The sequence below is a fragment of the Flavobacterium bizetiae genome (assembly GCF_902804475.1).
Taxonomy (GTDB): Bacteria; Bacteroidota; Bacteroidia; order Flavobacteriales; family Flavobacteriaceae; genus Flavobacterium; species Flavobacterium bizetiae.
This window is the reverse complement of the sequence record NZ_CADCSU010000202.1, coordinates 1-1,475: the sequence shown is the minus strand read 5'-3', so window position 1 is coordinate 1,475 and position 1,475 is coordinate 1. Positions and strand designations below refer to the sequence as shown.

The window sequence follows — 1,475 nt, the reverse complement described above, 5'->3', positions numbered from 1 at the left end:
TCTAAATATTTAATGCCTATTTTTTTTAAAAATTAATCTAGAAAATAAACCAGAAATAAAGTTTTTTGAATCAGGCTTCTTTTTAAGGGCGCCGTTTCTTTGTTTTAAACAATAATGAGTTAGATACTCTTTTAGACGTAATTCTTTATAAAAGGGCTTTTAAAATTAGCCTTTTCGACTTTTTATCTCCCGAAACATAAAAGCAAAAAAAAATCTCCACGAGGGAGATTTTTTATATTCTGATAATGGTATTATTTAGCTAAAAGCTCTAATATTTTTGCTTTCAATTCAGGACCTCTTAAGTCTTGAGCAACCACTTTTCCTGAAGCATCAAGAATAAAAGTTGCCGGAATAGATTCTACTCCGTATTGTTTTGCAATTGGCTCTTCCCAGAATTTAAGGTTAGAAACATGTGTCCAGGTTAAACCATCTTTTGCGATAGCTTCAGTCCACTTGCTTTTTTCTTTATCTAACGAAACACCAATAATATTTAATCCTTTTGAGTGTAGTTCTTTATAGATCGCTACAACATTAGGGTTTTCCTTTCTGCATGGTCCACACCATGAAGCCCAGAAATCTACAATAGTAACTTTACCTAAACTTTCTTTAAGCGAAACTACTTTTCCTTCCGGATTAGGAGCTGAAAAATCTGCTCTTCAGTTAGGGCTACCAACAGGAGCTGCTGACGCACCAACTGCAGGTAATTGAGCCTGACCTAATTTAGTTTTAATTTCTTTTCCAGTAGTACTGTTTTTCAAAGACTCATCTAAAGAGTTGTATAAACTTTCAGTCTTTTTAATGTCTGCACTTGGATCAGCAATCATACTTTGAATGATCAAAGCAGAAATAAGAGCTTTTGGGTGAGTTTCAGCGTAAGCAATATATTTCTTTTTAGAATTTGCCTGAACTTCAGTTTGTAATGTCATGTATTGTTTCATCAAGCCATTGATAGTTGCCGTATCCTGAGCTTGTTGAGCTTGTTGCATTTTTTGAGTATTCTTTTTCTGAAAGTCAATTAAGCTTTTTTGAGTTTTGTTTAAATCCTCATTAAATTTCACGTACTCATCATTGTTGTAAGTTCCAGAAATTTTAGATTTATGAATACTATCTTTATCAATTGTAATAGCGATTTCTCCTGTTTCTAAGATAAAAGGAATTGGTCCGTTAGCACCTTGAAGAATTAAAGTATGAAAAGCTGGTTCAGTTACTTTTCCTTTTATTTCGAATTTTCCGTTTTCAACTTTTACTGTATCAAGCGCCACTGCCATTTTAGTAGTTGGGTCCTGACCTTGAAGAATGATTGTTTTTCCGTTTTCAATACCTGTTGCAGTTCCTGTAATTAGGTATTCTCCGTCTTTAACTTTGCTGCATGAAATAATCGCTACAGAAGCGGTTAGTAAAAAAAGTATTTTTTTCATTATAAAAAATTAATTAGTTAATTGATTTGTGCAACAAAAGTATCTAAAATTATAAAA

The 1,475-nt window shown here is 32.5% G+C and carries 1 protein-coding gene and 1 pseudogene; both read right to left on the bottom strand.

What is annotated here, in order from left to right; all coding sequences use genetic code 11:
* Positions 1-251 precede the first annotated feature (251 nt).
* Positions 252-638: pseudogene (locus FLACOL7796_RS24910) on the bottom strand (peroxiredoxin family protein); the annotation flags it as partial.
* An 18-nt stretch (positions 639-656) separates the two neighbouring features.
* Positions 657-1,418 (bottom strand): DUF4369 domain-containing protein, encoded by a 762-nt coding sequence (locus FLACOL7796_RS23675; protein ID WP_173973230.1) that lies wholly within the window; start codon positions 1,416-1,418, stop codon positions 657-659.
* Positions 1,419-1,475: the final 57 nt, after the last annotated feature.